The organism is Chitinophaga sp. W3I9 (genome assembly GCF_050434025.1).
Classification (GTDB): Bacteria; Bacteroidota; Bacteroidia; order Chitinophagales; family Chitinophagaceae; genus Chitinophaga.
Map to the genome: position 1 here is coordinate 6,527,364 of NZ_JBNPWC010000001.1, position 23,266 is coordinate 6,550,629.

Here is a 23,266-nt window from a genome sequence, read left to right on the forward strand (position 1 = left end):
AGCTGCTTTTTATATGTCTTCTTATAATTTCTTTTTCCTGCGTGGCGCAAAGCCAGGGAGGCTTTGTGGGGTTTGGTCAACTTCCCGTAAAAACCCCGGATTCGCTATTGCAGCGACTAAGGCAGGCGGGTGATATTAAAGCAAAAATGCTTGCCACGGAGCCTTTAATGGCATTTCATGCTGCTCACGGCACAACAGATTCGGTTATCTTTTACTCCCAACAGATGATCGACGCGCTAAACAATAGTGATATAAAGGCCCGTGACAAGCTCCCCTATCAATCCACCCTGTACCACACTTTAGCGAAAGCTTATAGCGAAAAAGGGTTGTATGATGAGGCGCTGCGCTATTACCTCGAAGGCATCCGGTATGCAGAAGCGCTGAACAATGGTGCTGCTGTCAACGAAAATAAACTGGGTATCGCAAATGTATATTTTGCCCGGAATGAACACAACAAAGCCATTGAGGCATATAACGATCTGCTGAATACCTCCCATGATGAGCAACTGATACATATTGCGTATCAACAACTGGGCATTATCTACCTGGAGAGAAAAGATCTCGTGAAGGCAAAAGCCTATGCGGAGAAGGCGATCGTATTCTTCCGGCAGGAACACCAGTTAAAAAACGAGCTTCAAACAAAATTAATCCTGGGTATTGTTGCTGAACTTAGTCAGCATACAGAAGAAGCATTTTCTATATACAACGAAGTAAAAAACCACGCAGCCGCCAACCAGTTTTTCGACTTATATATTAACGCAGGTCAAAGATTGGGTGATCTTCTTATTGCTGAGAAAGAATATGAAGATGCCAAACGGTTACTTTCCATGGTATATGCAAATGCCATCCAATGGAACGACATGAAGGCGCAGCTAAAAGTGTTGAATAGCCTGCGAGCCGTGCACGCAGCCACTGGCGACTATAAAAATGCCTATGCCATCATGACGCAGTACATGGGTATTTCCAGGGAAATACTGGATCTGCAAAATAAAAAAGAGATCAATGAGCTGGAAATAAAATATCAGACCGTTCAGAAAGAAAAAGAGATTTTAAATAAAGAAAACGAACTGCAACATCAAAAAACAATAAAATATAGCCTGTTAATAGGATTCCTGGTGATCCTGTTACCTGTTATCGGCCTGCTGTATATGTATTACCAGAAGTTGCAGGCGCAAAGCAAGCTGAATGCCACCATGGATGAAGTGAATCAGCAAAAGATAGCCGTGCTGTTAAAAGATAAGGAACTGGCATTGCTGAAAGCCTCTGTGAGCGGGCAGGAAAAAGAACGGAAACGAATTGCAGAAGAACTGCATGACAGCATTGGCGGTAACCTTGCCGCCATTAAGCTTCGCCTTGCCCATCAAAATAATGTGACTGGAATAAAAGAGGTGATAAAACAGATTGATGACACCTATCACCAGGTGCGTGATCTTTCACATGATCTCATTCCACAGAAGTTCAATAATACCGGGTTTACAGAACTGATTGCCGGTTATCTCAGGCAATTTGATGTTCCGGGGAACGCCAAAATATCTTTCCAGGCTTATCCCAGGGAAGAAATAGATCTTATTGGCACCACGCTGAAAGTGGAAATCTATAAGATCATGCAGGAGCTGATCACCAATACCCAAAAGCATAGCCAGGCATCGAAAGTTGAAATACAACTGACAAAGATCGATGGTTTGCTAAAGCTGTTGTTTGAAGACAATGGCAAAGGTTTTCCTGTAGAAACCACCAAATATGGTATTGGGTTTCAGAATATACGGGAGCGGTTAAAATTATTTGATGGGGTGCTTTCTATTGACTCCTTTCCGTCGAAGGGCACCGTAATAGATATTGAAATATCCTTAAAACCAGAATGGTATGAAGCATAATATTATTCTAGCAGATGATCACAAATTATTCCTGGAAGGTCTTATCAGGCTGATAGAAAAGGACGAAAACCTGCATATCCTGTATTATGCGCATAATGGCAAGCTGGTGATGAATTACCTGGACCAGCATCCGGATGAGCAGGTAGACCTGGTAATCACAGATATCAGCATGCCGGATGTGGATGGCATCACGCTGAATAACCACATTAAAGAAACACGGCCGGAAATCTGCACGCTGGTGGTGAGCATGCACACCGACAATAATATGATTGATGCCCTTATTCAGCATCATGTGGATGGTTTCCTATCAAAAAATGCAGATTCCGATGAATTTCTTAAAGCGATAAAGATGATCCTGAAAGGTGAAAAGTACTTTTCAGACGCTGTAAAACAGGGTTACCTTAACAGTGCTTTTTACAAGGAAAAAGAAACCCTTGAAATGCTGACCTCGCGGGAAAAGGATGTGCTGAAATTAATTGCAGAAGAATACACCACCCAGGAAATTGCCGATAAACTCTTTTTAAGCAAGCATACCATTGAAAGCTACCGCAAAACACTTATCCTGAAATTAAAAGTACGCAACCTGGCAGGCCTCACCAGGTATGCTGTAAAGCTGGGACTACTCAGCTAACCCCCTGAAAACAGGGTATTGATTTTCACTGAAAACCATGTTGTTGCCCGGCATGCGGCGGTATACCTTTGTTTCAAATAAAACGGGATGATAGTTTTTTTTGGAATGAGGGAAAAAAAGATCGGCCTGCAGCCAGTGTATCAGCACTCCTGCAATCATTGTTCGCAGCGGAAAAGTCTGCACATACAAACGAACTGCGTTTACCTTCATGTGTTCTGGATCCCTGTCTTTCCCATTTATAAAAAAGCTTACAGCATTTGCAGCAGTTGCCGGCAGGCATTAGCCAGCAACGCCATGCCTCCGGACTTACACACAAAAGCCCGCGAACTAAAAAAACAAGCGAAAGTTCCCTGGTACCTGTTTACCGGTTCGGGCCTTGTAATGCTGTTCCTCATTTTTGCAATTTTCATTTCTAATACTAAAAATTAATCACCATGATTTACGGAATCTCTCTGATCTTATTAAGCATCATTGCTGTCCCTTCTCTAATACTATCCAGAAAACCCAACGCAAAGGAATTGTTGGAAAAAGTAGAACCTTATCAGGGATGGATAGGCATTATTTTCTGCTTCTGGGGGATCTGGGGTGTAGTAACTGCCGTGCTCCATATGGGCTGGCTTACCGCCGCTCCGATTTGGTGGACCACATTAACAGCTGGCAGCCTGGTAGAAGCCTGCCTGGGTTTTTTACTCGGATACCCGCTCATCACCAAATTATTCCTCTCCAAAAGCGAAAAGGCTATGGAAAAGGCGGTACAGATCCGGGCGAAAATTGCCCCCAAACAAGGTAAGCTCGGCATATTGGGCATTATCGTAGGCGTATGGATGATTGCTGCCTCTTTGATCTTTACGATAGCGTAGGAAGTTATTCTTCAGCAATTCAAAAATAAAACCAATGAAAAAAATATTATTGGCCGCAATGATGCTGTTTGCAGCATTGAACAGCCATTCACAGGGAAAAGAGAGTTCCATTGAAGTCAGGGGCGTTGCTAAAATAGACAGGGAGATTGAATCCTACCTGGTAGATTTTGCTATAGCAGCCGAATATGGAGAAGGGGAAGGGAAAAAAGCTTTTGAAGATCTTAAGAATACCTTTTTTGCCAAAGCGAAAGCGGCAGGCTTTGAAGAAAGCCGGTTTAAAGAAGATAAAATGGGATATCAGGCGTTGCAATATTACAGGGAAGGCAGCTTGTACACATTTGAAACCCGTAACAAAGAAGAACTTTTAAAAGTTGTTAAACTGGCAAATGGAGTGGTGGTGACTATCGTAAGCACCCGGTTAAAATATAAACCTGTTAAAGACAGCGAAAAACTATATGCTACTGCATTCAGCGACGGCAAAGAAAAGGCTGCCACCATTGCAAAGGCCATCAATAAAAAATTAGGTGCGGCCATTACCGTGACAGATCTTACCTCACCTGAATCAGTATCTGAAGAAAACTTCTACTATAAGCCGGTAACAGATCAATATTACTATCTGTCTGTTAAATTTCTGATAGAGTAATAGTGATTTGCTACCGGCCTGCCATTCATTGTTATTACCCCAATAATTAAGCGAATAAAAAAGAAGCTGCCTCATTTATGAGGCAGCTTCTTTTTGCTTAAATACTTGAAAATGCTATTTGATGATTCACGCCAATTTTACTTCGCTAAAATATAAACCGCAATCCCAGCTGGGTTTGCCAGCGGCTTAACAAATCCGGACTGGCAATAAACGTTTCTTTCAAAGAAGGATCGAACTGGTAAGTAGGCACGCCATTGGTTACGCCGGTTACAGATATTGGCTGGAAATAACCTGAGTTGCTGGCATACTTCCGGACGCCCCATTTGCTGCTGATCAGGTTACCGAGGTTAACTACATCCAGGCTGATTTGAACAGTCCGGATTTTTTCTCCGCTCTTAAAATAAAAGTCCTGTAATACGCGCATATCCACCTGGCTGAACCAGGGGCTTACTCCTGCATATTTTTCTGTGTACATACCTCTCCGGCTCCGGAGGTAATGATCTTGCTCGATGAATGCTTTATACGCCGCCTTCTGGGCGGCTGCATTCTGCACTACCCCGTTTACGTCAGTAAGCGGTGCGAACTGCATTAAGTCGATTTCGCTGTTCTTGGGAACGTAGAGCAGGTCGTTGCTGGTAGTGCCGTCGTTGTTGATGTCTCCTCCATAAATATAGGCAAAGCGGTTACCGCTGCTCCAGTTACCGAAGAGGGAAACGGTTGTTGCATATTTACCTTTTCCGTAGTTGAACTTTTTGCTGGCGGCCACTACGAAGCGGTGGGTATTTCCATAAAGGGAAGGTGTATTCCTGGCTTCGTTGGCATTATTGAGAATAGGATTCCGGTCGAATGCGTCGCCGCTGATTTCTGCGGAAATGGAGCTTGCATCGCGCGATACGAGGTAGTTATAGGCGCCGTATAAAAACAGGTTATTGGCGAACGTTTTTTGAACGGTGAAGCTGGTGTTGAACTGATCGCCTGTTTTTGTATTGGTGAAAATATACGCATTCACGGCTCCTTTGTCGGTGTCTTTGTATACGCTTCGTGTATCACCGATGCCGCTGTTCAGGGAGCCCGTAGGCGTGCCCAGCTTATAGTTCCTCACCATCATGGCATTTACATCTTTAGAGTAGGCTACATCTACGCTGAAAATGGTTCCCAGTCCGGCCCTGATATCCGCGCCGATATTGGTGCGCCAGATCTGTGGCCATTTAAAATCGCGGTCGGTGGCGCAATAAAAACCGGAAGTGGGGTTGCCAATCTGGTTACCGATCCAAACAAATGGGAAACGGCCGGTAAAGAGACCCGAACCGCCTCTCAGCTGCAGGCTCTTGTCGGCTTTCACATCCCAGTTGAAACCAATCCTTGGAGAGAACAGCGGTTTGGACGAAGGGAGCCGGGTATTGTCCAGTTGTTTTCCCTGGCCGTTTGTAACCCGTTCTCCGTGTTCATCGAAGAGGGTCAGGTCATCGTTATTGGGGATGGTGGGAGACGTTTTTTTGCCATCCGGCGATTGAAAGGAGGAATTCATATAAAGCGGAATATCCATGCGGAGGCCGAAGGTAACGCGCAGGTTTTCGGTGGCTTTCCACTCATCCTGCAGATATGTTGATAACTGTGCCACGGTGATATAATACCAGTTCCATTTATCGGCGGCGCCTGCGGCTCTTGCTGCCGCTACATCCACATCCAGCGGGTATGCACCAAAAACATATTTGCCGCTCACAGGAACACTGTCCTTGAAAACCTGGATATCTGCGTCACTGAAAAGGGTGGCGCCATAACCGGTAAGGTTAAACGAATTTCCGAATTTAAAGGACTCATACGACCCTCCAACGGTAATAGTATGTTTGGGAAGGATGATGTTGAAATTGTCTGTTACCTGGAAGGCATCCTGGTTCAGCCGGTTGTTGATAGAAAATGGCTCATGCCCTGCCACGATGTACATGGTACCGTATTTGGTGATATTCAGTACAGGGAAAGGCTCAGAGAAAGGCGTCCGTTTATCCTTGAAAGTGGTATACACAGCCCTCAGCTTATTGGCGTAATGGTTGCCGAAACTGGATTTCAATTCCGCGCCGAAAGATTGCAATCTGTTTTCGATCTCATAGCCGGAATTCCTGAATTGTAAAGTCTGGTAATCAGGACCACGATCGCGGATGGCGTTGGGGTGCGCAGGTTTTTCTTTAGTTGCCTGCAGGCCATTGTAGGTAAAAGACAGGCTATGATTTTCGTTGATCACCCAATCGAGTTTTGCTAACCATTTATAATTTTTTTGCTTGAGATTAAAACCTTGCCAGGGACCGGTTTCATAGTTGAACTTGTCCCGCAGGATATCGCTTACAGCTATCAGGTCCGATTCCAGCACGCGGGAAGTGTTATTGTTGTCGCCATTGCCGGCGGTTCGGGCCACGTAGCTGCTGGCAGCGTCGTCTCTTTGTTCTGTTTCAAAGTTGGCGAAATAGAAAAGTTTGTTTTTGACGATGGCGCCTCCTACTGCAAAGCCGGCCTGCAGCTGTGTGAGATCCGGTACGGCGATTTTGTTGCCGTCCACTTTTTTGCCGGTCATGCCCTGGTTGCGGTAAAAACCGTACACGGTGCCGCCGAAAGTATTGGTACCTGATTTGGTAACAGTATTAACGCCGGCGCCGGTGAAGCCCGCCTGGGTTACATCGTAGGGCGCCAGGTTCACCTGGATCTGGTCGATGGCATCCAGGGAAATGGGTTGAGCGCCTGTTTGTCCGCCGGGTGTAGGTGCATCCAGGCCAAATGGGTTATTGAATACGGCGCCATCGAGCGAATAGTTATTGTATTGCCCATTGCGGCCGGCGAAAGAGGTACCGTTGATCGTTGCGGACGCGGAGGGCGTCAGCCGGGTAAAATCATCCGCAGAGCGGGAGATGGTTGGCAATTGACGCAACTGACGCGAACTGATATTAGAAGAGGCGCCGGTACGCTGGTTATCGAAAATTTTGGAGCGGCCGGTAACGGTGATGCCCGACAGGTTAGCAGAGCTGAGTTCCAGCTGTAAGTCCAGGGCAGTGTTTTGTCCCAGTTCCAGGAAGATGTTCTCTTCCGATTTTTCTGAATAGCCCACGAAAGTAGCCGTCACTTTGTAAGGGCCACCTACCCTCAGATTAGGCACCTGGAAGGAGCCATTATTCTGGGTGATGATTACTTTACTGATACCGGCTTCCCGGTATTCGATTTTCACGGTGGCACCGGCTAATGGTTTGCCTTCCTTACTTTGGATGGTGCCGCTCAGGGTGGCAGTGGTTACCTGTGCATAGGTTATTAGACTGGTGAACAGGCATAACAGGATAAGGCATCCGGTAAGAACTGGATTTCTCATAGCAGCAGTTGATTTTGGTTGACTATGAATATATCAATTTTCCGTAACCTTTTGTTAACAAATTTTACACAAGGATATTATGTGTTTTCATCAATACTCATTTCAGTAATAAAATAAAAACAGCGAAGTGATGCCACTCCGCTGTTTTATTTTATTTAAAGTAACTGTTCTGTTATTGTTGATTCGCCAGGGTGATCATGGCTGATACTTCTGCCACCGCGGCATCGTCGCCGCCGCTGAAGCCCGTGAAACGGAAACGGATGTTACCTTTGCCATCGATAACAAACTTGGTAGGAATGCCATTCACTTTATAGCTCTCTACTACTTTGTTTACACCGGTTGCAGGATCTTTGAGGTCCATCAATACTTCAAAAGGAAAGTTATTGCCGGTAACATATTTCTTCGCGTTCGCGGTTGCATCTGCTTCTTTTTCCCAGGTATGCACGAACAGGAATTTCACATTCGGATCGTTTTTGTACTTGTCCATTGCCTTTTTCATTGCAGGAAATGAGGCCTTACAGGGGCCGCACCAGGTGGCCCAGAAGTCCAGTACAATGGTTTTTCCTTTGTAATCTGCCAGTGACACGGTATTCCCATCTACATCTTTCAGGGTGAAGCCAGGAGCCGGTTCTGTGATGATCTGTTTGGCGAATTCTTCCTGCATTTTTTTATCCAGCCCGCTTTTCAGTGAGTCTATATATCCCTGCAGGTTGTTATCACCACGTACTTTGGCATAGGCGGTAGCCAACAGTTCTTTATTGTTGTCGTTCAGTTTGCCCTGTGCCGCAATTTCAGTCATGCGTTTGAGTACTTCTTTATATTCTCCTTTTGCCAGGAACACTTTTGCATACATCTCGTTTACCTGTGGTCTTACAGGTGTTTCTGCCTCTTCTGCGCGTTTAAGGTACACCAGTGCGGAGTCATATTCTTTATCGTTGTAAAGCAGCTGTGCATAGGTACTCAGATAGCCTGGATAGCCCATCGCTGCAAAGCCGGCTGCCATTTCATTCTTACGGGTCGTTCTGAATTCCCAGGCATCATCAACGGCTTTTTTCAGCAACACTTTTGCTTCCGCGGTGTGTCCTTTTTTAATAATGCGTTCAGCAGTTCCTGCCCACCCCTGCCCTTTCCAGAAAGGGGATTCTATACTGTTGGCATATTCCAGTGCTTTTGGCAAATTATCGGCGTTCGCATAGGCAGTGCCCACACTATTGCGGGCATAGTCATAAACGATCACATCGTTGTCCAGTTTGCCCTGCGGGAATTTCTTCATCCATGCTTTATAGAGCGCTTCTTTTTTCACCGGGTCATTTTCGTCGTAGATAGGTTGTACCTGCTTATCGCGGACGGTGATACCAGCAGGGAATTTTTTTTCAGCTGCCTGCCGGATAGAGTCAGAGACATTTACCTGCTTCAGCTGGTAAAAGAAACCGGATGCCGTAAGCCAGTCGGATTCCTTTTTACTTTTGGTGAGCGCATATAGTTTAGTCACCAGCAGTGCCTTATCGGCATCACTGCCTTTAGCGAGCTGCGTATAATATCTCATCAGGGAGTCCTGGCTAACTTTTGCCTGTCCGTTTGATTGCAGGGCGGCGGTAAGGAGACTACCACTCAGCAAAATCGGGAGTACTTTTTTCATATTGTGCATGGTTGGTTTATGATTAGTTTGTATATCCCGGGTTTTGAGTTAATGCCGGGTTAGCAACACGTTGTGCATCGGGAATTGGATAGAGTATGTCGGTGTTTGTCCAGGTGGCAGGACGCATGCCGCCTATCACCTCATCTGCACGGGTTTTACCTCCGCTGGAAATTCCAGGTGTACGTTTAAGGTCAAACCACCGGTGTCCCCATTCTCCGAATAATTCCGCTTTTCTTTCATTTTCGATGGCCAGCAGCAGGCTGGGCTGGGTGATGTTATTATCCAGCATTGGGAGCCCTGCTTTAGCGCGGATGGTATCCACGTCGGCAATGGCGCCGGTGAGGTTGCCCTGTTGGGCGCGCGCTTCTGCTCTTATCAGGTACTGTTCAGCCAGGCGCAGCATCACGTTAAACTCATTGCCGGTGGTGGTACCAGCGGCGAGCACCCGCAATTTATATTTTGTGATCACTTTATAATTGGTGCCCCCGATATCGGTTGCTGCTACCCAGCTGGTTTTCCGTTTATCGCCTGCTTCCAGTGAATTATAAAGTGTATCCGTTAGCGTTACTGCCGGAACGGAACCTGTTGCTGCTGCATAGCTGCCTCCATTGGCACTCCTGTTGGTAGTATAGGTGGATAAGCCGGTAAGCGTAGCCAGTTGCCATATCACTTCATTGCTGGTATTACTGAAGGTAGTGTTCAGGTCTTTATTCAGACTGTAAATACCGGAGTTGATCACGGTGCTGGCGGCAGATTCTGCATTGGCCCATTGCTTCTGGTACAGGTAAGCCCTTGCCAGCAGGGCGTTCGCCGTTTGCCGGTTAATCCTGGTTCTCAGTGTGGCGGGGTATGCATCTGTGAGTATACTTTGTGCTTCTGTAAGATCCTTTATGATCTGCTCCCATACCTGCGCTGCCGGAGTACGCGCCAGTGTGGCATTTGCCAGCGGATCGTCTGTAACCGGCATTGGCACGTCGCCAAACATATTTACCTGGTACATATTGATGAAGGCTCTCCATACTTTGGTTTCTCCCAGTAACTGGTTCTTCACGGGAGCAGACAAGGTAGTGCTGCGGGAAATACCATCCATCATGGCATTGGCCTGTGCAATGGTGGAGTAAGAATATCCCCAGAGTACGAAGTTAATCACGCTGTTGGTGATGGTGATGCTGTTTGTTTTAAACTCATCGAAAGCGGGACTGGAAATATTGTTCTGCAGTTCATGGGCAGAAAGTCCCGGCATTTCACTCAAAGGGAAAAGTACATCCCGTGTAAAGCTGGCATTATAAACCCCCAGCACTGCGCTGGTGGCAGTTGCATCGGATGCAAAGGCCTGGTCAAGGCCCACCTGCGTTGTAGGCGGACCAATTTCCACCAGTTTTTTGCAGGAAGAAAAAGCAATTCCTGTCAGTAATATTGCTGCGGTTACCTTTTTATTTATTTTGAAGCAAGACATCGAATTCAGATTTTAGAATGAACAGTTAATACCAAATACAATGGTCCTCAACGGCGGCATGGCAATCATACCGGTACCCAATCCCGGAGGACCTCCTGAAACACTCGTTTCGGGATCGTAGATGTATTTATTCTTCGCCCAGGTAAACAGGTTCTGTCCTTCTGCATATACTTTCAGGTTACTGATCTTTGCTTTTGTAATCCATGCCCTCGGGAATGAATAGGAAAGAGAAGCAGATCTCAGTTTCAGATAGCTTGCATCTCCCCACCATGCGGTAGAACTGTAATACGGCGTATAGCCGAGATAGATAGGCGTGCCGGAAGTAGAGGTAGCTGCCGGGTAGGCTGCTTTATCGCCTGGTTGACGCCACCTGTCGAGCAGAGATGTGTTCTGATTATTTGTGCTGCTGCCAATGGGTATATCGAAAGTATTGGTAGCTCCCTTCCTGTGGTTATATTGCAGGAAAAAGCTCAGGTCCCAGTTCTTATAGCTGAAACTATTGTTCAATCCTCCGAAGAAAGGCGTACCTGGTTTGATGATCTGACGGTCATTGTTAAAATCAACACTTCCATCTTTGTTCACATCCACATACTGCGGGATTCCTGTATTAGGATCATACCCGGTGTAAATATATTTTCTGACAAGGTCAATAGGCTGCCCTACAAGATAGCTGCTGGCATAAAAGGATTTCTCAATCCCTGGAAATTTCACCAGTTTATTTTGGTAGAAGGTTACGTTGACAGATGACCTCCAGCCGAAATTCCATGTTTTAAGATTGAGGGTATTCAGCTCCAGTTCCACCCCACTGTTTTGTACCAGGGCTGGTACATTTACAGTATAGCTGTTGTATCCCGACTGTGTAGCCAGTGCGGCTGACAGGAGTTGATCGGCGGAGCGGTTACTGTAGTAACTACCGGTAAATGCGATCCTGTCGTTCAGGGCGCCCAGCTCCAGGCCAAACTCCAGCTTGCGGGTAGTTTCCCATTTCACACCTGGGTTCGGCAGCGTTCCCCGGAGCAGTGCGGAAGCCCCCTGGTAAGTACCTGCGGATGACAACAAAGGCAGGTAGATGTAGTTATTGATCTGGTCATTACCAGTGGTACCATAGCTAGCTCTCAGCTTACCGAGACTAAGCCAGGGAAGTGCGTCTTTAATAAAATCTTCTTCAGAGAACAACCAGGCAGCGCCCACTGCGCCGAAATTAGCCAGGATATTATCCGGTCCAAACCTGGAGGAAGCGTCGCGGCGGAAGGTTACATTCAGCAGGTATTTTTGTTGGTAATCGTAGTTGATACGGCCAAACAAAGATGCGTAACGGTAATCGAAGTAGTTGCTGGAATTCAGCACAATAGTACCTGCACCAACCAGAGAGCCTAACAAGGCTTCGTTGCTGTAATTCTGGCCGAGTATATTTTGACCGGTGCTGAGCGTTCGCTGGTAGGTACCTCCTACCAAAAAGTTCAGTCTGCCTTGTTTCAGATCGATACCATAGTCGAGTGTTGGCTCCACGATGTAGTTCTGCGACCGTGTGTTCGCAAAAGTGGCGGACGACTGCGGATTGTTGACCGGATTCTGCGTAGATGCCGGCAGTGGATTCACCTGATCCAGGGTGGTATTGGTATAACCAAGATTTACTTTGAAGTTGAGATTTTTAATGATGGTATAACGCAGATTGGCGTTTGTCATCAGGTTAGTTGTTGTATTGGTATAGCGGCGTTGCAGGAGCGCAAGCGGGTTATCGTAACGACCAGTCCATGCAAGTTTGCCGGTGCTGTCGTACAAAGGCATGTTAGGTGGCAGGTTGTACAGGGAAATAACATCTGATGCCGGCAGAACGGTTTTATCGTTGGAATAGTTGGTTGTGAAAGCCGCATAAAATTTATTGTTGGCAGAGGTATGGTCAACAGATAAACGGCCAGTGAGGCGCTGGCTGTTGAAGTTACCGGGGTACACAGTAGTTTCCTTATGATATCCGCCGCTGAACATAAAATGCGTTTTGGTATCCCCTCCTGAAACAGACGCCTGTGCATCGGTGGATCTGGCCGTTCCTCCTACCAGGAGTTTCTGCCAGTCGGTGTAAGCATGCTGGTCCCATACGGTGAGTTCCGGAGCATTTGCTGTATTTGGTGTGAGGCCATCATTTTTAAAGGCCTCTTTTCTCAGGTCCAGGTATTGCTGAGTATTCATCATAGGGATGAAGTGGTTTACTTTTCCCGATCCTGTATAGGCATTGAGGTTCACCCTTGTTTTGCCGGATTTACCTTTCTTTGTAGTGATGAGGATCACGCCGTTAGCGCCCCTGGCGCCGTAGATGGCCGTTGCGTCGGCATCTTTCAGGATATCCATCCGTTCAATATCATCCGGGTTGATCATACTGAAAGGGCTAATCCCGCCGTTGGCGCCACTGGTACCAAAGGAGTTGAGGTTATCCGTAGGAGGAAAAGATCCGTTGTAATTGGTAAAGGGTACGCCATCAATCACATATAAAGGAAGGGTGCCTGAGTTCAGGGAACCCTGGCCCCTGATCTGTACCACTGCAGCGCTACCCGGCAAACCATTCTGCTGGGTGATCTGTACACCCGGGATACGTCCTGGCAAGGCAGCCAGTGGATTGGAGACAGGTTGCGTTTCGATATCCTTTGCCGTAATGCTGCTCACCGAACCGGTATTCAATCTTTTAGTAGTAGTTCCATACCCGATCACTACTGTTTCAGTTAATGCATTTACCTGCTCCTTTAAAACAACGTTAACAGTAGTACGATCTTTAACAACGATTCGTTGTGTTTCATAGGAAAGATAGGATACTACGAGTACTGCATCTGCCGGCGCCCTGTTGAGGACATACTCTCCATTTTCATTCGTCATTGCGCCGAAGGGAGTACCTGGAATCACCACGGATACCGCAGGAATCGGGTTTCCTTTCTCATCTGTTATTTTCCCGCGGATAGTAATCCCGTCATTTGCCGGTTTCGCTTCAGTGCCCGGGGCTTTTTTTACCCTGATTACAATAAATTTCCTTACCAGGGAATAAGTGAAGGGTTGGTTATCGAAAAGTAATTTCAGCACATCTGCCAGCTCCTGATTTTTTACATCAATGTTTACGGGCGCTGCCTGGCTGAGTTGGTTCTTCCCATAAATAAAGCTATACCCCGTTTGTTTCTCGATTTCCCGGAACGCTTTTTCCAGGGAACCTGATTTCATGTTCATAGATACTTTCTGTGCGAAAGTCTGGGTGGCCAATAGCAGGCATCCCATGAGTAAATAAGTCCTGAGGTAGTTGACACCTGGCTTTTTCTCTCCTGATTTCGAAAGGCATAAAGCGCTCATCAGCTTTTTTACAAGCATAGCTTCTGGTTGATTTTTGATGAACAATACCGCTTTGCGGATAAACTAAAATCTGACAACATTTCTCCCGCCGGTAAGGTGGCCTGCCTTACCGGATCGGACGATTGAGCTGGTGTATGTACTATTTTATCACAGTAATTTTCCGTCCTTCAATTTTGAAATGAACGAGATCGGTCATCTCCAACAAGTTCAGTAACTGAGATACGGGGACATCCCTCGGAATTCTCGCGACAAAAGCATCTTTAACATCGGTCTGAAAGTCGACGTCTACATTATAATATCGTTGCAGCTCTGACATTATGGTGGCGATGTCAGCGCCATTAAAAACAAATAATCCTTCCTTCCAGGCAGTTACCTGCTGCAGATCGGCGTTGGTGAGCAGTTGTATAGCACTCCCTGCTGTTGCCGCCTGTTCGCCCGGATGCAGCAGCTGTGAAGCGGCGGCGGTATTTACTTTTACGGTACCGCTAACAAGGGTGACCTTCATTTTTTCTTCGTCCCGGAAGGAACGGAGATTGAAAGCGGTTCCCAATACTTCAATGGTGGTTTTATTGATGCTGGATTTTACAATGAAAGGCTGGTTGCTGTTTTGTGCAACTTCAAAATAAACCTGTCCCGTTGCGGATACTTCGCGTTTACCGCCACTGAATGCAGCCGGATAGGTAAGTGTAGAACCTGCATCTATCCAGACTTGGGTGCCGTCGCCCAGTACAATCGCGAGCGCCTTGCTTCCATTTGGAACCTGGATAGTATTAAAACTAACGTCGTTACCAGCGCTGTTATAAACGATCTGGCCATTCGCGTTTTTGGAAACGCTGGTTTGTCCCTGCATGGCAAGCGTGCCATTGCCCGCTGTATCCAGCAGGATCTGTTGACCATTACCCAATGTAAGTACGGCGTGATTACCGGCCGGCGCCACAATATCATTCTTAAAACGGACCGCCTGGGGCGCCAGCGGTTGTTGCCGCTGTTGCTGATAGAAATAATAGCCGGTACCTAGTACCAGTGTTACCGTTGCTGCTGCGGCCCACCTGTACCACCGGACCACTTTCCCTTTGGGCCTGCGGTCGAGTACAGGCTGTAAACGCAGGCGGATCGCATCCTCCAGCAGCTGTTTATTGCCCAGCAGGTGTTCATCCCAGCCTTCCTGTTGCTGAAAAGCATTGAACAGCTGGTTGTATTGCAGCAGCTCTTCATCCGTAGCTGTGCCGGATATAACTTTTTCTGTTAATAATATTGCCTCTTCTCGTGTCATGCGTAACCTGTCATATACATAGGCAATTGTAAAAGGACATACCCTTAAAAGAGTCTCAAATTTTTTTTTGAGCCGGGCATCTTAATGGTAATGGGTCATCACCGGGAGTAATAACAAGGCGAGCAGGTGAGGATCTACTGCTGCGCGGATACGTTTCAGAGCTATTGTTTTCTGTGCCTCGACTGTTTTTATGGAAATATTCAATAAGTCTGCAATCTGTTGATTCGTCAGTTGCCCGTCCCTGCTCAGGAGAAATATCTCGCGGCACTTTTCCGGCAAACTGCGGATCACCTGCCCGATAATCGACTTCAGGTCGCTCAGCTCCATAAAATCCTGCGGACCCGGTGTTTCGGGTAAAGACAACCCCGCCAGTTCTGTATAAAATTCCTCCCTCACCTTACTGGAGCGGATATAATTAGCCACCTTAAACCTGACAGCGCTCCGGAGATAGGATGGCACCGCCTGTATATCCAGTTGCTCCCGCTTCTCCCACAACCATGCAAAAATGTCCTGTATGATGTCCATACAGGCGCCCTGGTCGCGCAACAGGTAATATGCCGCCTGGTACATACCGGACCAATGACGGGCATAAAGCAGATCGAACGCTGTCACATCGCCTCTCTTCAGCATAGTTATCAGTTCCAGGTCACTATAGGAGTTATCCCTTATCAAATTCGCTCATTTTCTGCCCTAAATTAAAGAAAGCAAGGTAGATTCAGCATACATATGCTATAATCGATATATAAATACCCCCATAAAAAAAGCCTTTACCTGACCAGGCAAAGGCTTTTCTATCCAATAATACCAGCGTATTAATGATTATAGGGAGTCACCAGGAGTTTATATTTTCCATCTTTCAATAATTCTTTTTCAAACATTATCTCCACCCGCTTCTGCTCTCCTTTTAACAACGTAAAATAATTATCATTCATGATGGCGGGCAACACGCGTTCGTTATTGTCTGCCCTTAACAGCTGCACATGTACTGCAAAGGCGGGGGCAGATGAGGGATTTGTGATGGTAGCAATAATGCGGGTACTGTCGCCATGCTGTTCCAGTTTGGAGGAAGTTTTCAATTGCACCCGGGGCAGTTGATCCAGCGCGGTATAATCTGCCATTCGACTGCTTCTCCAGTAGAAATTTTCAGACTGTAATCTGCCCCGTCCATCTTTCAGCAACAAGCGGATGAACTGTACATCCGTCAATGCTTTGCTGCGTTTGCCGTACACCTCCATGTCATACAGCGAATAGCCCCATTCTGTGGCACGTTTACGGCCAAGCATACGTACGTAACGCGCTTTTACGGGTTTAATAGGGATGGTTTCAATTCCCCCGCTGCCAGTATCTGTGGCGTACACATCCTGCCAGGATTTTGCATCGGCGGACACCTGGAGGTTATAGGCACGGGCATGAGCGCTTTCCCAATGCAGCATCACGCTGCTGATTTCCTGTACTGCATCCAGGTCCACATAAACCCATTCATTGTCGGTGTAGTTGCTGCTCCATCTTGAACCGGTGCTGCCATCCGCTACGGCCCCGGCGCCGGCGCTTTCCGGTGATGACGAAGATGCTACTGCTGATTTTTTAAAAGCAAGGTTATCGATATTGAAGTTAAGATCGAAACATGGTGTGGCTGTATTGGAAGCTGCATCTACGGTTGCTTTCCGGCCGAAGGTTGGCGCCGGCGTTCCATCCATATTGTAAACGATGGCTTCCGCCTGTAAACCATTGTATTGATCCAATGTAGTGTTGATCACTTTCACGGAATTATCTGCCGCACTCCATTGAATATGCAATGGCTCACAGGCTTTTTTAACGCCCCAGTATGCACCGGTGAGGTCGTAGTAATAATCGTAGGTTTGCCACACCAGGCTTGGATAGGCGCTTTGGCTCATCCAGGTCATTACACCGGAGGCATCGTTCCACATATGGTGCAACCAGCCTTCGTATAATGCCTTGTTGGTTTCTATATTTAACAGCTGCGCTTTGCGGCAATAATCTTCAATACCGGTGGCTTTACCATAACTTTTATTAATGGCGTCGTCGTACCGGTCGGGGCCTGCGTTTGCGGCAGAGGGACCGAAGAAGTGCAGATCCCACATTTTATTGCGGGGCCACCAGCTGCTGTCGGGCATAAATTTTTTAAAGCTTTCGAAAGAGGTGAAAACGGCGGTACCTATTTCTGTGCGCATTCCCCATCCGGGTGTTCCTCCAAAGCCACCGGGATATTTTGTGAAGTACCAGGCGGGCATGAAATTGGCCCAGGGGCCGCTGCCGGTTAATCCATCCGAGTGGGAATTTGCCTGGTAAAGGCGGTCGTTGCCATCGTAGGCGCTCACATCTTCCTTTAACCAGCCATTCAGCGGCGGTAAAGGATAACCTTCGTTATCGCCGCACCAAACCGCGATGCTGGGATGATTACGGAGGCGTTTGATTTTCTCCACGGCGTTCCTGTTAAAGGCAAAAACATCTTTTGGCAGGTTAGGATGTGAGTTCAGCCAGAAGTCGTCCCATACAAGCATTCCATACTTATCGCAGGCATCATAAAACTCTTCATCAGTAACACTGCCTATCCAGTTGCGGATCATGTTAAAGTTCATTTCCTTATGCAACCGCACCTTCGTGTTGTATTCTTCACCGCGACAGCGCAGCATGTATTCAGACATGCCCCAGTTGCCGCCTTTTATAAAGATACGTTTGCCGTTCACGCTGATGTGCAGCACACCGCCGAGGGTATCATAGCTGTATTGCTTTACCCCAAAGGTTACCTGTTTGCTGTCGGATGATTTCCCACCGGATACAAACTGCAACTGGCAGGTGTACAGTGGCTGACTGCCATAGCCATTGGGCCACCACAACTGCGGGTGTTCTATTTCAGGATGAAACATTACCTGCTCCGATTGTCCTGCGGGTAGTTTTATTTTTTTAGAAAAACGGATATTGCCCGGCTGGATAATACCGGATACTTCTCCTTCCTGTATGCCGGCCGAATGATTATCCAGGTCCATACTGATGCTGAGCTTTGCGCGCGATGAATCCGGCAAAGCAGTGCGGATCCAGGGATCTGTAATTGTCACCTGGCCGGAACTGCCAAGATATACATCGTCCGTAATGCCCATGTTAAGGCCGGGCACATAAGGCATCCAATCCCAGCTGGCGCTTGAAATGTAGGTAGGACTGGAGTAATTCACTATGGGGGTACCTGGCCAATGCACTAATAACAGGAGTACATTTGGCCGGTCATATCTCAATATGTCCGTTACATCAAATTTGCCGCGATCCATAAAACCATCCAGAACGCCAATACGCTGACCATTCAGGTATACTTCCGCTTTACGGTTCACGCCTTCGAAATTCAGCCACTGCTTTTCAGCAGTATTACGTACAGGCGTAAACGTGGCCCTGTACCAGAAATCGCGGTCATATTTTGTTTTATCTACCTGGTAAATATTATCTCCGAAGTTGGGATCTTTCTCCAATCCTGCTGCTACAAATGCGCCGAATACCGTACCCGGCACCACGCCGTTCACCCAATTATGGTCGTTATAGTCCGGGGCATGGAGACCAGGCTCCTGGCCTGCTTCCGCTGCTTTTATTTTCCAGTGTACGGCTTTATTACTGCTGTTTAAGCTGAACGTCTTTTCCTGTGCTTTCATTGCCAGCCCTGAGATCATTAACAGGGCCAGCAATTTTTTTCCTTTGTTGAACATGATTATTTGCTATTGCCAATTGAATACCCGTACAAAATACGGCCTGTACCTGTCGGCACTACCGGGACTGTTGAAGTTGGTGGAAAAATCAGTGGGGTTGATATTGTAAGAAATCACCAGCTCCCCTTCCCTGCTCAGTGCATGGTGCACAAATGAATTATAACTGATGAAACCTACGCTGTATTGATCCGGGATATGGTACAGTGTCCGTTTATTCGTCCACGGTCCTACCGGCGTATTTGATTCCAGAATATAGATATCCAGTCCGAAAATAATTTGCTGCGATACGAGGTAGTATTTACCATTCTTATAAAACACGTTCGGCTGACTGATGTCATTACAAACATTATATTTCACCGGTGTAGTACTCCACCCTGTTCCGTTGTAATATTCCCATGCGCCGTTAAGATCATGATTTGCTGCGCGGGCCACATACATAGAAGAGGTGAGAAAACCATTCTCCGTACTGTACATATACGTATAGCCATCCGGCGCTTTCATGCTGCCGGCGCTGTAGTTGCTGAGCGTATCCTTATCCTGGATCAGCTGGTTCAGCTGCATGGAGGGCAAATCGAAGATGGCGAGGTCTGTGCTTACGTGTGCAAAATCCCAGGTGCCGCTGCCGGTTTTCTTCACATGACTTAGCAGCATCTGTACTTTGTTATTATATACCTGTCCGGCGCCGGGCCAGTACCAGTCCTGGTCTTCGGGTGCATTGCCGTATTTGATCCAGGTTTGACTCGCACTGCCTGAACCAGGGTTTAGCTGCACAAAGCTTTGCAAAGAAGTATCCAGTTGCAGGTGTGCAGCGTTGCGCAGCATTACGTTATTGGTGCGGTTACGGTCCGCACTTACCTGCCCGAAGAAACTATCCTGGAATGACCATAGCAGGCGGCCATCCGGCAGTAACACCGAATAGCAGCCATCGCCGCCGTTCCAGCCCTGGTAGCGGGTAAGATAATCGTTGTAATCAAGATCGCTGTATACTCTTACTGCCGGGTTCCACTGTCCATTGTTTGGCAGCAGTTGCAAACGCGGACCGGCAGCTGTTGTCTTTTTCATGATGCGTACGTACCAGTACTTCTGCTCCCCGGACTCGGAAGTGACGCGGTAAGCATAACGATTGTTATTGGCAGCAAAATCCACCTTCACTCCCGGCGCGGGCAGCACAGTCGCTTTTTTGGATACCATCACCAAAGGGCTCACGGCACTCAGGTCCACATCGTCTTCTACCCATACCGTAACGGTGGCGGAATCTGTTCCGTTTATGATCTCTGAAGTACCCACCTGGCCTTCGGGTAACCGGAAGGAAATGATGGCGCGTTCCTGGCTTTGATAATCACTCAGCGGGTTCTTCACACAGGAAGTAAAAATGCCGCCGGTAATCAATAGCAATAGCATTTTGTTCATAAGATATTATTTAAAGCTGATTTGGAGACCCAGGTTGATCACGCGCTGATTGATGTAGGCATCCCCGGCGGAGTTGCTGGCTACTTCGGGATCCTGCTGGTACTTATCGTAGTTGGTCCACGTAAGCAGGTTATACGCGCTCAGGTACACACGTGTATTATTCAACCGGCCCGGCAGCCAGCGGCTGGGCAGCTGATAGCCCAGGTCCACTGTTTTCAGCCGCACATAGCGCGCATCTATCAACCAGAAATCCGACATATACGTACGCGCACTGTTTACCGTGGTAGGATTGCTCGTGAGCCGCGGGAACTGCGCCTTATCAGCATTTTCCAGCGTCCATCTCTGCTGGTGAATAGGCTGGAACTGGCTCTGGAAAGTTTCAATACCGGTGCCCACTACGCTGAAGCTGTATCCGAAGGAGCCCTGGAACAGCAGGTTAATACTGAAGCCTTTGTAATTGGCGCCGAGGGTAAGTCCCAATACCGTGCTGGCCAGGTTGGGTTTTCCAATGGGACCCTGGTCGTTGTTATCGATCACGCCATCGCCGTTGATATCTTTGTATTTGAGATCGCCTGCCTGTATAGGATATTCGCTGAGTGGTGCAGCGGGTTTATCGTGTGTATTGGCCTGGATCTTCTGGATATCTTCCGGTGTGTAGAAACCGATAAAGGTGTATCCGAATGGCTGATCGATTGGCAGTCCCGTTTCCCGCAGCCAGGGATAGGCGGGTTGCGCTTCGTCTTTAAACAGTACTTTATTTTTGAAATACTGGAATACAAGGCTGGTATTAAAATTTACCTGGCGGATATTCCCCCGGTAGTTGATCTGCCCGTCGAAGCCCTGGTTACTGGTTCTGGCCACGTTGGTAGGACTGTAACCAATTCCAATCATGTTGGGCACAGAGCCTTTCCGTACCAGCTGATCGAAGCGGATATCGTGGAAATAATCTACCGTAAAAGATAGTTTGTCTTTAAAGAGATTTACATCGACCCCTACGTCTGCTTTTTTTGCTTTTTCCCAGCTTACGTCCATGTTGCCAAGATCGCCTTCGTAGATGGAGCCGGATTGCGTATCATTCTCCCCAAAAGAATAACCGCCGCCATTGAGATATTCCTGGCGGTACAGGTAACGGTTACCTGACGTAACATCAGAACCTACTACACCGTATGATCCACGCACTTTCAGAAGGCTTACAAAGCTGTTGTTACGTTTGAAGAATGGTTCTTCCGAAATACTCCAGCCTACGCCCACGGCAGGAAAGAAGCCGTTGCGTTTCTTCGCCTGGAACCTGTCGGAGCCATTGTAGGCGCCATTGAAATCGAGCAGGTATTTCTGTTTATAGTTGTAGCCTGCCTTGAAGGAAAAGCCCCTGAAGTTGGCAGGAATATCTGCCTTCGACGTATAGCTTTGCCTGTTATACAGCGCCAACCCATTGAATGTATGATCACCGAAAATACGGTTATAGCTGAGGAAAGCCTGTGTATTTACATTCCGGCTGTAGAGGTCTGTGTTACCTGTTACCCGGTATTTCTGCAGGCGGTAGTTGCCGCGGGGATCGAGGGTGTACGACTGATCCGCCGGGTTATAATAATACGATGGCGGTTCGGCTTCGCGAAATAAATTCCTGGCATACTGTTCGATACCTCCATATGCAATGCGGCCTGTGAGCGACAGCCCCTTCGTCAGGAAATCCAGCTGTTGCGTGATGTCGTACAGCACATCGAAGTCTGTTCTTTTAGTGCGGCTGTAGCCACCGTTGGCCAGCCGTGCATTGAGCGTAGGCAAGGCATCTTTTGTATCCACGGCATAGGCGTAGCTGCCGTTGGGGTTCATTAAAGGTGCGGAGTAGGGATGTATTTTTTCAAAGTTGTATACTTCTGATACCACGTTGGCCGACCGGGGCTGGTTAATATCACCGAAACGGGTGGTGAGATTGAGCCGCATGGTTAACGTTTTGGTAGCGCGCATATCGAGGTTGGAGCGGAAATTATACCTGCGGAAGAAGTAGTTGGTATTCACTTCATTCCTGGGATCAGAGAAGTCTTTTACCAGGCCGTTCTGGGTGAGGAATCCGCCGGAGATAAAATATTTCACAGCTTCTGTACCGCCGGAAATATCCACGTTGGTATTGGCCTGGTAAGCGTGTTTTTTGAATACCGCATCATACCAGTTGATATCCGGGTGTCCGTAAGGATCGGCGCCGCTGCGGAAAAGTTCCAGATCCTGGGAGGTAAATTTCGGCGCCAGTCCATCGTTTTTGTACGCTTCATTTACAAGGGTCGCCGCATCATAGGAGTTCAAAAACTTTGGTGTTTTCACCGGCGACTGCTGGCCTGATTCCACGCGGAGGTTTACCTGCGGAAGTCCCACCTTACCACGGCGGGTGGCCACCACCAGTACGCCGTTGGCGCCTTTGATACCATATATTGCCGTGGTGGACGCATCTTTCAGGATAGAGATACTTTCGATTTCATTCACGTTGATCTGTTGCAGCTGATCATAGGAATATTCGATGTCATCTACAATGATCAGCGGTTTATTTCCATCGCTGTTGAGCGAGCTAACGCCACGGATAAAGAAATCGGAAGCATCCTTTCCCGGCTGTCCGGAGCGTTGCTGTGAAACGAATCCCGGCAGTTTCCCCATCAAGGCATTCTGCACATTAGCGGTAGGTACGTTCCTGATTTCAGCGCCGGTAATGGCACTTACAGCGCCGGTGCTGGTGATACGTTTGGCGGTGTTAAAGCCTACCACCACTACTTCGTCGATGCCCTGGGTGGAAGATTGCAGCACTACGTCAATCGCATCGCGACCGGCTATGTCAACTTCCTGCGCGGAAAACCCGATCAGTTTTACGATCAGTGTATGGGAACTGCCTTTCAGGGCGAGTTTGAACCGGCCGTTGGCATCAGCTATCACGCCGTTGGTGGGCACGCCTTTTTCCGAAATGGAAGCGCCGGGCAGTACCCCATTTACGTCTTTTACCGTACCACTTATATTTTTTTGCTGGGCTGTTGCCACAAATGGTGCAGCAACCAGCAGCAGGAGAAACAGTATAATATTTTTCATCTTCAGTCAGTTAAATTTCTTGTAA

15 protein-coding genes are annotated in these 23,266 nt (G+C 47.6%); 5 read left to right on the top strand and 10 right to left on the bottom strand.

Going from position 1 to position 23,266, the window contains the following annotated elements; all coding sequences use genetic code 11:
* Nucleotides 1-41 precede the first annotated feature (41 nt).
* Both QFZ51_RS26540 and QFZ51_RS26545 read left to right on the top strand, forming a co-directional pair.
* The gene (locus QFZ51_RS26540; protein ID WP_429050451.1) at nt 42-1,874 is read left to right on the top strand and encodes a tetratricopeptide repeat-containing sensor histidine kinase; all 1,833 of its coding nucleotides are present in this window, start codon (nt 42-44) and stop codon (nt 1,872-1,874) included.
* Nucleotides 1,864-2,505, top strand: a complete 642-nt coding sequence (locus QFZ51_RS26545; RefSeq protein ID WP_370908014.1) for a response regulator — start codon at nt 1,864-1,866, stop codon at nt 2,503-2,505. Before QFZ51_RS26540 ends, QFZ51_RS26545 begins: the two co-directional genes overlap by 11 nt.
* Here the strand turns inward: QFZ51_RS26545 and QFZ51_RS26550 are convergent.
* A complete protein-coding gene (locus QFZ51_RS26550; protein ID WP_429051614.1) occupies nt 2,494-2,715 on the bottom strand; it encodes a hypothetical protein in 222 nt (73 codons plus the stop codon). The genes QFZ51_RS26545 and QFZ51_RS26550 overlap by 12 nt on opposite strands.
* Between QFZ51_RS26550 and QFZ51_RS26555 the strand changes: the two genes are divergently transcribed.
* Genes QFZ51_RS26555 through QFZ51_RS26565 form a run of 3 tightly spaced genes read left to right on the top strand, consistent with a single transcriptional unit; the run spans nt 2,611 to nt 4,008 of the window.
* The gene (locus QFZ51_RS26555) at nt 2,611-2,934 is read left to right on the top strand and encodes a zinc-ribbon domain-containing protein (protein ID WP_429051607.1); all 324 of its coding nucleotides are present in this window, start codon (nt 2,611-2,613) and stop codon (nt 2,932-2,934) included. The genes QFZ51_RS26550 and QFZ51_RS26555 overlap by 105 nt on opposite strands.
* A 5-nt stretch (nt 2,935-2,939) precedes the next feature.
* Entirely contained in the window at nt 2,940-3,365 is a 426-nt protein-coding gene (locus QFZ51_RS26560; RefSeq protein ID WP_370908015.1) for a hypothetical protein, read from the top strand.
* 34 nt (nt 3,366-3,399) lie between these two features.
* The gene (locus QFZ51_RS26565) at nt 3,400-4,008 is read left to right on the top strand and encodes an SIMPL domain-containing protein (protein ID WP_429050452.1); all 609 of its coding nucleotides are present in this window, start codon (nt 3,400-3,402) and stop codon (nt 4,006-4,008) included.
* A gap of 145 nt (nt 4,009-4,153) precedes the next feature.
* Here the strand turns inward: QFZ51_RS26565 and QFZ51_RS26570 are convergent, their stop codons facing one another.
* The 9 genes from QFZ51_RS26570 to QFZ51_RS26610 all read right to left on the bottom strand — a co-directional run bounded on the left by QFZ51_RS26570 (nt 4,154) and on the right by QFZ51_RS26610 (nt 23,241).
* A complete protein-coding gene (locus QFZ51_RS26570; protein WP_429050453.1) occupies nt 4,154-7,357 on the bottom strand; it encodes a TonB-dependent receptor in 3,204 nt (1,067 codons plus the stop codon).
* 172 nt (nt 7,358-7,529) lie between these two features.
* Nucleotides 7,530-8,996: a redoxin domain-containing protein gene (locus QFZ51_RS26575; protein ID WP_429050454.1), complete on the bottom strand. Its 1,467-nt coding sequence runs from the start codon at nt 8,994-8,996 to the stop codon at nt 7,530-7,532.
* A 22-nt stretch (nt 8,997-9,018) separates the two neighbouring features.
* Complete coding sequence (locus QFZ51_RS26580) at nt 9,019-10,452, bottom strand: RagB/SusD family nutrient uptake outer membrane protein (protein WP_429050455.1); 1,434 nt, start codon at nt 10,450-10,452, stop codon at nt 9,019-9,021.
* Between the two features lie 12 nt (nt 10,453-10,464).
* Nucleotides 10,465-13,797: a TonB-dependent receptor gene (locus QFZ51_RS26585; RefSeq protein WP_429050456.1), complete on the bottom strand. Its 3,333-nt coding sequence runs from the start codon at nt 13,795-13,797 to the stop codon at nt 10,465-10,467.
* 121 nt (nt 13,798-13,918) lie between these two features.
* On the bottom strand, nt 13,919-15,052 hold the full coding sequence (locus tag QFZ51_RS26590) for a FecR family protein (RefSeq protein ID WP_429050457.1): 1,134 nt from the start codon (nt 15,050-15,052) through the stop codon (nt 13,919-13,921).
* Nucleotides 15,053-15,133: 81 nt separating this feature from the next.
* On the bottom strand, nt 15,134-15,724 hold the full coding sequence (locus QFZ51_RS26595) for an RNA polymerase sigma-70 factor (RefSeq protein ID WP_429050458.1): 591 nt from the start codon (nt 15,722-15,724) through the stop codon (nt 15,134-15,136).
* Nucleotides 15,725-15,864: 140 nt separating this feature from the next.
* Nucleotides 15,865-18,762: a discoidin domain-containing protein gene (locus tag QFZ51_RS26600; RefSeq protein ID WP_429050459.1), complete on the bottom strand. Its 2,898-nt coding sequence runs from the start codon at nt 18,760-18,762 to the stop codon at nt 15,865-15,867.
* Between the two features lie 9 nt (nt 18,763-18,771).
* Nucleotides 18,772-20,172 carry a DUF5005 domain-containing protein gene (locus QFZ51_RS26605; protein ID WP_429050460.1) on the bottom strand — a complete coding sequence of 467 codons (1,401 nt, stop codon included), beginning with the start codon at nt 20,170-20,172 and terminating at the stop codon, nt 18,772-18,774.
* A 6-nt stretch (nt 20,173-20,178) separates the two neighbouring features.
* On the bottom strand, nt 20,179-23,241 hold the full coding sequence (locus tag QFZ51_RS26610) for a SusC/RagA family TonB-linked outer membrane protein (RefSeq protein WP_429050461.1): 3,063 nt from the start codon (nt 23,239-23,241) through the stop codon (nt 20,179-20,181).
* Nucleotides 23,242-23,266 lie beyond the last annotated feature (25 nt).

Bases quoted from the DNA above. Each gene is read 5' to 3' on its own strand.
- QFZ51_RS26560 (WP_370908015.1), top strand. From the start codon at position 2,940: ATGATTTACGGAATCTCTCTGATCTTATTAAGCATCATTGCTGTCCCT.
- QFZ51_RS26565 (WP_429050452.1), top strand. From the start codon at position 3,400: ATGAAAAAAATATTATTGGCCGCAATGATGCTGTTTGCAGCATTGAAC.
- QFZ51_RS26610 (WP_429050461.1), bottom strand. From the start codon at position 23,241: ATGAAAAATATTATACTGTTTCTCCTGCTGCTGGTTGCTGCACCATTT.
- QFZ51_RS26605 (WP_429050460.1), bottom strand. From the start codon at position 20,172: ATGAACAAAATGCTATTGCTATTGATTACCGGCGGCATTTTTACTTCC.
- QFZ51_RS26600 (WP_429050459.1), bottom strand. From the start codon at position 18,762: ATGTTCAACAAAGGAAAAAAATTGCTGGCCCTGTTAATGATCTCAGGG.
- QFZ51_RS26550 (WP_429051614.1), bottom strand. From the start codon at position 2,715: ATGAAGGTAAACGCAGTTCGTTTGTATGTGCAGACTTTTCCGCTGCGA.
- QFZ51_RS26545 (WP_370908014.1), top strand. From the start codon at position 1,864: ATGAAGCATAATATTATTCTAGCAGATGATCACAAATTATTCCTGGAA.
- QFZ51_RS26570 (WP_429050453.1), bottom strand. From the start codon at position 7,357: ATGAGAAATCCAGTTCTTACCGGATGCCTTATCCTGTTATGCCTGTTC.
- QFZ51_RS26580 (WP_429050455.1), bottom strand. From the start codon at position 10,452: ATGTCTTGCTTCAAAATAAATAAAAAGGTAACCGCAGCAATATTACTG.
- QFZ51_RS26575 (WP_429050454.1), bottom strand. From the start codon at position 8,996: ATGAAAAAAGTACTCCCGATTTTGCTGAGTGGTAGTCTCCTTACCGCC.
- QFZ51_RS26590 (WP_429050457.1), bottom strand. From the start codon at position 15,052: ATGACACGAGAAGAGGCAATATTATTAACAGAAAAAGTTATATCCGGC.
- QFZ51_RS26585 (WP_429050456.1), bottom strand. From the start codon at position 13,797: ATGCTTGTAAAAAAGCTGATGAGCGCTTTATGCCTTTCGAAATCAGGA.
- QFZ51_RS26555 (WP_429051607.1), top strand. From the start codon at position 2,611: ATGAGGGAAAAAAAGATCGGCCTGCAGCCAGTGTATCAGCACTCCTGC.